The organism is Micromonospora sp. CPCC 205561 (assembly GCF_036906775.1).
Taxonomy (GTDB): Bacteria; Actinomycetota; Actinomycetes; order Mycobacteriales; family Micromonosporaceae; genus Micromonospora.
Window position 1 is genome coordinate 39,470 of sequence record NZ_JBAKHV010000049.1, and the last position, 8,134, is coordinate 47,603.

Genomic DNA, 8,134 nt, shown 5'->3' on the forward strand with positions numbered 1-8,134 from the left:
AGTTGCGGCTGGTGCGGATACGACAAGCCGACGTTCCTGTCGGTAGATGGTGTTCTGACCCGTAACCCTGGGCCCCGGCGCGTAAGCGCCGGGGCCCTCGACGTGGAGGTGACATGGGGCAAACCCCGGATGACATGTTCGGCGACGAGAACCACCCGGCCTACACCATCGGCCAGGCCGCGGAGATGCTCAACACCAAGCAGGACTTCCTGCGCCGCCTGGACGAGGCGAAACTGATCAATCCGCACCGCTCCACCGGCGGGCACCGCCGCTACTCCCGCTACCAGCTGCGCCTGGCAGCCCGGGTCCGCGAGATGGTCGACCAGGGCCTCGCTCTGGACGCCGCCTGCCGGATCGTCATCCTCGAAGACCAACTCGAGGAAGCCCTGCGACAGAACCGGAACCAGCAGCAGGGGGCGCGGCGACGCGACTGACCGGACCACCTCCGCGCAACCCGGCGGCGGGCGGCCAGCCGGCTGACCCGCCCGGGCGACCCCACGTCCCCGTCCTGGCCCCTGGTGGCGTTGGCCCAACGCCGCACCCGTTCCCGTCCGGCCGCCGGCCGGGAGGCGGTGCGGGACAAGGCAGCCGAGGCGCCGCCATCAGATCCCGACCCGCCGTGCGCGGGCGCACCCACCGTGGTGGGTAGTGGTGGAAAACCGGTGTCCCGGGGCGGCCCGGTGCCGCGATCATGGACGGGACACCGGCCACCCTCAACCGACGGGAATCGCTGCCCATGCCCGTACCCGCCGACCCGACGGCCCTGCATCCGATGCCCGGGCAGCCGCGGGTGGTGCTGCTCAGGCCGCTGGTGAGGTCCCCGCTGATCGAGGTCGGGGAGTACTCCTACTACGACGATCCGGACGACCCGACCGCGTTCGAGACGCGCAACGTGCTCTACCACTACGGGCCGGAGAAACTGATCATCGGCAGGTTCTGCGCGCTGGGTACGGGAGTGCGGTTCATCATGAACGGCGCCAACCACCGCATGGACGGGCCCTCGACCTTCCCCTTCCCCACCATGGGCGGCTCGTGGTCGGAACACTTCGACCTGCTCACCGACCTGCCCAGCCGAGGGGACACCATCGTCGGCAACGACGTCTGGTTCGGCCACGGCACGACGGTCATGCCCGGCGTACGGATCGGACACGGCGCGATCGTCGGCTCCGGCGCCGTCGTGACCAGCGACGTACCCGACTACGGGATCGTCGGCGGCAACCCGGCGCGGCTCATCCGTACCCGGTACAGCGGAGAGGAAGTCGCCCGGCTGCTCGCGGTGGCCTGGTGGGACTGGCCCGCGGAGCACATCACGGACCACGTCCGGACGATCATGTCGGGCAGCATCGCCGACCTCGAAGCCGCCGCCCCGGGCGCCCCGCACGCGTGACGCCTCTCTCGCGTGTCCCGTCCGGCCCAGACCCGAAGTGAGTGATCATCATGTCCCGTCGCCGTGCCCACATCGCGATGGTCGGCGTTCCCGCCGTCAGCCACGTCCTGCCCAGCCTTGAGATCGTCCGAGAGCTGGTGGCCCGCGGCCACCGGGTGACGTACGCCAACGACCCGGCGGTGGCCGACCTGGTCGCGGCCACCGGCGCCGAATTCGTCACCAGCACCTCCGTGCTGCCGGTCGCCGACAACAACTGGCCCGACGATCCCATCGCCGCGATGGACCTCTTCCTCGACAACGCCATCCAGGCGCTGCCCCGGTTGCGCGCCACCTACGACCACGACCCGGCGGACCTGTACCTCTACGACATCGGCGCCTACGCCGCGCGCGCCCTCGCCGAATCGCAGGACCGTCCCATCGTGCAGCTGTCCCCGACGTTCGTGGCCTGGGACGGCTACGACCAGGACGTCGCGGCGCACCTGCGACAGCTGCCGGGCGCCGACGCGTACCGGGCGAAGTTCGCGCGATGGCTCGCCGGGTGCGGCGCGTCCACCACCGACGTGGACGCCTTCTCCGGTCGTCCCGCGCGGGCCCTGGCGCTGATCACCCGGGCGATGCAGCCGCACGCGGACCGGGTCGACCCCGAGACGGTGACCTTCGTCGGGCCCTGCTTCGACGTCCGCGCGGGCGGGGACGGCTGGACGCGGCCGGCGGCTGCGGAGAACGTGCTGCTGATCTCCCTGGGCTCGGCGTACACCCGTCAACCGGAGTTCTACCGCCGGTGCCTGGCGGCCTACGGCAACCTGCCCGGCTGGCACGTCGTCCTCCAGATCGGCAAGTACACCGACCCACGGGAACTCGGCGACATCCCGCCCAACGTCGAGGTGCACTCCTGGGTCCCGCAGCGGGCGATCCTGGAGCAGGCGGACGCCTTCGTCACCCACGCCGGAATGGGCGGCTGCGGCGAGGGACTGCTGGCCGGCGTCCCGATGATCGCCGTGCCGCAGGCCGCCGAACAGTTCATGAACGCCGACCGGCTCGTGGAACTGGGCGTGGCCCGCCGCATCGACACCCCCGACGCCACCACCGAGAACCTACGGGCCGCCCTGGACGAACTGGTCACCGACGCGGAGGTCGCCCGCCGTTCGGCACTGCTGCGGGCCGAGGCGCGGGCCGAGGGCGGCACCCGGCGCGCCGTCGAGCTCATCGAGGACATGCTGGCCTGAGCCTGCCGCACCGGTCGGGGTGGCGGAGCGGCTCTCAGCCGTCCACCACCCACGTCAGGACTCGCGGTTGAACAGCCGCTTCGACCAGAGGTAGCCGCCCAGCGCGATGACGGCGCACCACGCGAGCGCGATCCACCCGTTGTTCCCGACCGGCTCGTCCATCAGCAGGCCGCGCAGGGTCTCGATGATCGGCGTGAACGGCTGGTACTCGGCGAACCACCGCAGGCCGGCCGGCATGGAGTCGGTGGGGACGAACCCGCTGCCGAGGAAGGGCAGCAGGACGAGCGGCAGGGGCAGGTTGCTCGCGGTCTCGATGCTCCTGCTCACCTGGCCGAGTGCGACGGACAACCAGACGAGCGCGAAGGTCACCGCCATCAGGAAGCCGGCCGTGGCCAGCCACGCGCCCGGCCCGGCGGTGGGCCGGAAGCCGACCAGCAGCGCCACGCCGATGACGACCGCCAGGCTGAACACCGCCTGGATCATGCTGCCCATGACGTGTCCGGTCAGCACCGAGACGCGGGCGATGTGCATCGTGCGGAACCGGCCGATGATGCCTTCGGTCATGTCCATGGCGACCGAGATCGCCGTCCCCTGGACCGTGGCCGTCACGGTCATCAGGATGATCGCGGGTGCCACGTAGTTGGCGTACGCGGCCCGCCCCCCGGCCCCGCCGCCGTGCACCGTCGCGTCGAGCCCGGCGCCCAGCGTGCCGCCCAGCACGTAGACGAAGAGCAACAGGAAGACGACGGGCATCCCGATGAGCGTCAAGGTCATCGACGGGTACCGCAGCATGCGCCGGAGGTTGCGGCGCAGCATCGTCGCCGAGTCGCGTAGCGGATGGAAACGGAGGCTCGCCGGAGCGGGGCCGTCGAGGGCGGGAGTGCTCATCGGGCGGTCACCTTCTCGTTGGTGGGGTTGCCGGTGAGGGCGAGGAAGACGTCGTCGAGATCGGGCGTGTGCACGGACAACTCGTCGACCTCGATGGCCTCGTCGTCGAGGCGGCCGATCAGGGTCTTGAGCGCGCGCAGGCTGCCGTCACTGGGCACCCGCACAGCGAGCGCGTCGCTGTCGCGGGTGGCCTGGCCCAGCACCCGCAGGGCCGCGTCGAGGCCCCGGGCGTCGGCGAACCGCAGGCGAACGTGGCCACCGGGGATGCGGCGCTTCAGCTCCTCCGCGGTCCCCTCGGCCACCAGCCGACCACGGTCGAGCACCGCGATCCGGTCGGACAGCTCGTCGGCTTCCTCCAGGTACTGCGTGGTCAGGAAGATGGTGACGCCGCCGGCCACCAGATCCCGGACGATCTGCCACATGGCCCGACGGCTGCGCGGGTCCAGTCCGGTGGTCGGCTCGTCGAGGAAGATCACGCGTGGGTTGCCGACCAGGGTCATCGCCAGGTCGAGCCGCCGCCGCATGCCCCCGGAGTAGGTCGACGCCGGCTTCCTTCCCGCCTCGGTCAGGTCGAACTGTTCGAGCAGCTGGGCGGCGCGCCGCCGGCCCTCGCCCCGGGCGAGGTGGTGCAGATCCGCCATCAGCAGCAGGTTCTCCTCGCCGGTGAGCAGGTTGTCCACGGCGGAGAACTGACCGGTGACACCGATCGCGGCGCGCACCGCGTCCGGTTCGCGGTTGACGTCGTGCCCGGCGACGCGGGCGTCACCGGCGTCGGCGCTGATCAGGGTGGACAGGATCTTGACCGTGGTGGTCTTCCCTGCCCCGTTCGCGCCGAGCAGCGAGAAGACGGTGCCCCGTCGCACGTGCAGATCGAGACCGTCGAGCACGAGCTGGTCGCCGAACGACTTCCGTAGCCCCGTCGCGGCGATCGCCGGCTCGGAGTGCCTGCTGGTCATGGTGTGCCTCTCTGGGGGGCGAGATGGATCAGGAGCGGCGGATGGTGATGTCGCCGTAGCCGGTGCGACCCCGCACCTCGACGGTCTGGTCGGTCTCGTCGGGCCGGGTGGCGTTCTCCAACAGGTTGTGCACCTGCCCGAAGCCGGTGTTGACCTCCAGCCAGGCGGCGGTGCCCTCGGCGATGCCGATGTCCAGGTCGCCCGCGGCGGTCCCGAGTACGACCGAGGCGCGGGCCACCTCGCCGAGGCGGATGCTGCCGTTGGACGTCTTCGCGTCCACGCCGGCGCCGGCCCGCCCGATGTCGATGGCACCGTTGGCGTTGCGCACCCGCAGGTCGCCGACGACCGCGCCGATCGTGGTGTCGCCGTTGGAGTTCTTGACCTCCGCGGTGCCCTCGATCTCGCCGATCCGGATCCGGCCGGAGCCGGTGGAGATCTCGGCGCTGCCCGTGACGCCGCCAGCGGTGACGTGCCCGAACCCGGTGTGCAGGCGTAGCGGGCCGGTGCGTTCGAGCCAGATGTCGCCGGTGGTCCTGACCCGGCACTCCCCGAGCCGGCCGGCACACCGGACCTCGCCCATCAGCAGGTGGGCGGAGAGCTGGGAACCGCTGGGCAGCTCGATGGTCACGTCGACCGACCTGGTCTTCTTGGAGAAGTCGAAGGCGCGCCTGGGACCGGTGACCCGGAGCACGCCGTCGGTGTGGTCGACACGTACCTGCTGGGCGGCTCTGACGTCGGACTCGTCGGCTACGTCGCGCGGGCGGACCTCGACGACGGTGTCGAGGCGGTCGCTCGCGACGACGCGTACGTCGCCGACGCCGAGCTCGAGCGTGACGGAGATCGGTTCGGGTGTCTCGAAATTTGGCATGGTCGTCCCCGCATCATGGGTAGGTGAGTCGTCCCGCAGGTCGGGGACGTGGTGTGAAGACGGCGTGCGGTGCGTCAGCGCACCCAGCCGGTGAAGCGCTGTGGGGACCGTTTCCCGCTGCAGCGCGGCTCCGGGCGCTGATCGCGATCGGAGCGCTGCAGGGCGGCGGCGGCCGCCCGGACCAGCCAGGCGTTGACCGAGCGCCCCTCCTTGGCCGCGGCCTCCTCGATCGCGGCCTTGAGCTGCTCGGGCAGGCGTACGTTGATCCGCGCGGCGGGACCGTCCTCGCCGATCAGCAGCTCGCTCTCCGGCGCCCCTTCGGCCGTCGCCGCGGCGCCTTCGGCCGCGGGCTCGGGCGGCTCCACGGGGGGCAGGGTCACGACGAAGTTCGGATCGCGCCCGCGCAGGCGCAGCTCCACCGAACCCGGAGCCAGGTCCCGGGTGATCTCGTCGGCGGCGGCCGAGAGCGTCTCCAGCAACGTCATCCGGATCGCCGACTCGAGGGACCCGGTGAGGCGCTCGACCAGCGCACGCGCCTCCTCACCGCCGGCTTCGGCAAGTGTGCCGAACTCACGTCCGAGGCTGTTCACATACGAGGTCAAGTCCATGGCACCAATATGGCACAGACATGGCACCAGTACAAGCCATCTGTGGCTCAGCATGGTGCCATCACTGGCACCGTCGGTGCCACGTGCCGAGGCTGGAGGGCACCGGGGCGGACGGGTGCCGCTCGCGGCGTTTTCCGGGCCGGGGTCGACCGCGTCAGATCCGGAGGCCGCGGGGCTGTCCCATCCCGTTTCCGAGGAGGTCGACGCTGGGCCCGTAGCCCGACGGGGGTCCGCCGTCGAAGGGGGTGAGCCGTGCGGCCCGCGGGAGCGGCCGCTCACCCACGACCGGCCGGTCCGCGAGGGAAGCTCTGAACAGGGTGTCGGGCGGCGCGGAGGGGGCGGGCACCGGCGACGCATAATGGTCGTACCGACAGTGTGACAGTGGCGTCGGAGGCGGCCGGCAGGCGGCGGCCGACAGCACGGGAGGACGCGGCCACGGTGACTCAGGCGATGCCGAAGGCGACCCGCAACACCCGCCAGCGTGGCGAGGTGCTGGCACTGCTGCGCGAGGTGGAGGGCTTCCACTCGGCGCAGCACCTGCATCAGATGCTGCTCGCCCGGAAGGCGCGGGTGGGGCTGACCACCGTCTACCGGACCCTGCAGATGCTGGTCGACGCCGGTGAGATCGACTCCACCCGGCTACCCGGCGGCGAACAGCTGTTCCGCCGGTGCAGCCAGAGCAAGCACCACCATCATCTGGTCTGTCGCGACTGCGGGCGTACGGTGGAGGTCGCCGGTCCCGCCGTGGAGCGGTGGGCCGACCAGTTGGCCGCCCAGCACGGCTTCACCGACGTCGGCCACACCCTGGAGATCTTCGGTACCTGCGCGGAGTGCGCACGCTGACTGTTCGTCGGTCGTCAGGGCCGCCCGGCGGCTCCGGCGCGGCCTCCTCGGCCATGTCCCGTGGCTACCGGCCGGGGTCGCTCAGCCCGGTACCCGCGCTGCGGCTCCCCTGACGAAGTCGGGGTCGATCTGGGCGGTCAGGTCCGTTCCGGTGCGTTCGTTGGCCCACGCGGTCGCGTTGCGACGGTGGAATTCGTGAGCGTGGCGGGTGAACGAGTCCCAGTCCTGCACGGTGGCGTCGACGGCCTCGGCCAACCGGGTCAGCACCGCCCGGTTCGCGGGCTCCAGGCCGTCCAGCGGGCCGACGACGCCGCGTTCGGCGCGGCGCACGTACGTCGACCGGCTGACCCAGGTGAGCAGGTCCGCCCCGACGTGCTCGCGCAGGAAGTCCGCGTCGGCGGCGTCCTCGACCTTGTTGCCGACGACGGAGAGCGCGACGCCGTAGTCGCGGGCGTGGCCGGCGTACTGCCGGTAGACGCCGACGCTGCGTAGCGTGGGTTCGCAGACGAGGAAGGTGCGGTCGAAGCGGGTGAACAGGCCGGAGGCGAAGGAGTCCGCGCCGGCGGTCATGTCCACCACCACGTATTCGCCGGGACCGTCGGCGAGGTGGTTGAGGAGCAGCTCCACCGCGCCGACCTTGGAGTGGTAGCAGGCCACCCCCAGGTCCGCCTCGGTGAACGCCCCGGTGACCGCCAGCCGCACGCCACCCACCTCGCGGACGCAGGCGTCGTAGACCGGGTTCTCCTCCGCCACCCGCAGCAGGCGTGAGCCCGAGCCGGGTGGTGTGGTCTTGACCATCTGCGCCGCCGACGCGATGCGGGGGTTGTCGCCGCGCAGGTACTCCTTGATCTCGGGCAGTGCGTCACCGAGCGCCGGCAGCCGCGCCGCTGCCTCCGCGCTGCCCCCGAGCGCCACCGCGAGGTGCTGGTTGATGTCGGCGTCGATGGCCAGCACCGGCCGGTCGCCCTCGGCGAGGTGGCGAGTGAAGAGAGCCGCCAGCGTGGTCTTGCCGCTGCCTCCCTTGCCGACGAACGCGATCTTCATCCGGGCTGCTCCGTCGCATCTTAGTGAAAACGGTTCCTGTGTCCGATTACTGTAGCGGACTTCCCGCCCGGTCGTCCGGTGTTGGCGCGACGACGGCGTGTTCGTGCCGGGCCCGACGCGGCGCGACAGTTGCCGGCCGGGCGCGTCTCCCGCGCGCCCGGCGCCGAGGGGGCGGGCGGCGAACGGGGACCACCGGTCCGCCGGGCCTCCTCGCCGCCGGCCGGCTCGCCGCCGGTGGGCGGACGGTGCGCGGGGCGTGGTGGTGTCGTGACCGCGTCACGCTCCGGCCGGCACCCGGGCGCGGGTCACGCCGG

9 protein-coding genes are annotated in these 8,134 nt (G+C 71.7%); 4 read left to right on the forward strand and 5 right to left on the reverse strand.

Features of this window, described 5'->3' with window-relative positions; all coding sequences use genetic code 11:
* Positions 1-113: 113 nt before the first annotated feature.
* From V6V16_RS22265 to V6V16_RS22275, 3 genes are all read left to right on the forward strand, one after another.
* Complete coding sequence (locus tag V6V16_RS22265; RefSeq protein ID WP_334564947.1) at positions 114-434, forward strand: helix-turn-helix domain-containing protein; 321 nt, start codon at positions 114-116, stop codon at positions 432-434.
* Between the two features lie 302 nt (positions 435-736).
* The gene (locus V6V16_RS22270) at positions 737-1,387 is read left to right on the forward strand and encodes a CatB-related O-acetyltransferase (RefSeq protein ID WP_442934132.1); all 651 of its coding nucleotides are present in this window, start codon (positions 737-739) and stop codon (positions 1,385-1,387) included.
* 50 nt (positions 1,388-1,437) lie between these two features.
* Entirely contained in the window at positions 1,438-2,613 is a 1,176-nt protein-coding gene (locus V6V16_RS22275; RefSeq protein ID WP_334564948.1) for a macrolide family glycosyltransferase, read from the forward strand.
* 54 nt (positions 2,614-2,667) lie between these two features.
* On the opposite strand, the gene V6V16_RS22280 is transcribed toward V6V16_RS22275, so the two are convergent.
* The 4 genes from V6V16_RS22280 to V6V16_RS22295 form a co-directional block, all read right to left on the reverse strand.
* A complete protein-coding gene (locus tag V6V16_RS22280; RefSeq protein WP_334564950.1) occupies positions 2,668-3,501 on the reverse strand; it encodes an ABC transporter permease in 834 nt (277 codons plus the stop codon).
* A complete protein-coding gene (locus V6V16_RS22285) occupies positions 3,498-4,457 on the reverse strand; it encodes an ATP-binding cassette domain-containing protein (protein ID WP_334564952.1) in 960 nt (319 codons plus the stop codon). The genes V6V16_RS22280 and V6V16_RS22285 overlap by 4 nt, the downstream gene beginning before the upstream one ends.
* Before the next feature lie 28 nt (positions 4,458-4,485).
* Positions 4,486-5,325, reverse strand: coding sequence for a DUF4097 family beta strand repeat-containing protein (locus V6V16_RS22290; protein WP_334564954.1), 840 nt, complete (start codon positions 5,323-5,325; stop codon positions 4,486-4,488).
* Between the two features lie 74 nt (positions 5,326-5,399).
* Positions 5,400-5,987, reverse strand: coding sequence for a YlcI/YnfO family protein (locus V6V16_RS22295; RefSeq protein ID WP_334564955.1), 588 nt, complete (start codon positions 5,985-5,987; stop codon positions 5,400-5,402).
* Between the two features lie 396 nt (positions 5,988-6,383).
* Here V6V16_RS22295 and V6V16_RS22300 point away from each other — a divergent pair, with 396 nt between their 5' ends.
* Complete coding sequence (locus V6V16_RS22300; protein WP_334564956.1) at positions 6,384-6,776, forward strand: Fur family transcriptional regulator; 393 nt, start codon at positions 6,384-6,386, stop codon at positions 6,774-6,776.
* An 81-nt stretch (positions 6,777-6,857) separates the two neighbouring features.
* Here the strand turns inward: V6V16_RS22300 and V6V16_RS22305 are convergent, their stop codons facing one another.
* Positions 6,858-7,820, reverse strand: a complete 963-nt coding sequence (locus V6V16_RS22305) for an ATP-binding protein (protein WP_334564958.1) — start codon at positions 7,818-7,820, stop codon at positions 6,858-6,860.
* Between the last annotated feature and the right edge of the window lie 314 nt (positions 7,821-8,134).

Excerpts from the sequence above, each read along its gene's own strand:
- V6V16_RS22285 (WP_334564952.1), bottom strand. The coding sequence starts at position 4,457 with ATGACCAGCAGGCACTCCGAGCCGGCGATCGCCGCGACGGGGCTACGG.
- V6V16_RS22290 (WP_334564954.1), bottom strand. The coding sequence starts at position 5,325 with ATGCCAAATTTCGAGACACCCGAACCGATCTCCGTCACGCTCGAGCTC.
- V6V16_RS22270 (WP_442934132.1), top strand. The coding sequence starts at position 737 with ATGCCCGTACCCGCCGACCCGACGGCCCTGCATCCGATGCCCGGGCAG.
- V6V16_RS22265 (WP_334564947.1), top strand. The coding sequence starts at position 114 with ATGGGGCAAACCCCGGATGACATGTTCGGCGACGAGAACCACCCGGCC.
- V6V16_RS22295 (WP_334564955.1), bottom strand. The coding sequence starts at position 5,987 with ATGCTGAGCCACAGATGGCTTGTACTGGTGCCATGTCTGTGCCATATT.
- V6V16_RS22305 (WP_334564958.1), bottom strand. The coding sequence starts at position 7,820 with ATGAAGATCGCGTTCGTCGGCAAGGGAGGCAGCGGCAAGACCACGCTG.
- V6V16_RS22300 (WP_334564956.1), top strand. The coding sequence starts at position 6,384 with ATGCCGAAGGCGACCCGCAACACCCGCCAGCGTGGCGAGGTGCTGGCA.
- V6V16_RS22275 (WP_334564948.1), top strand. The coding sequence starts at position 1,438 with ATGTCCCGTCGCCGTGCCCACATCGCGATGGTCGGCGTTCCCGCCGTC.
- V6V16_RS22280 (WP_334564950.1), bottom strand. The coding sequence starts at position 3,501 with ATGAGCACTCCCGCCCTCGACGGCCCCGCTCCGGCGAGCCTCCGTTTC.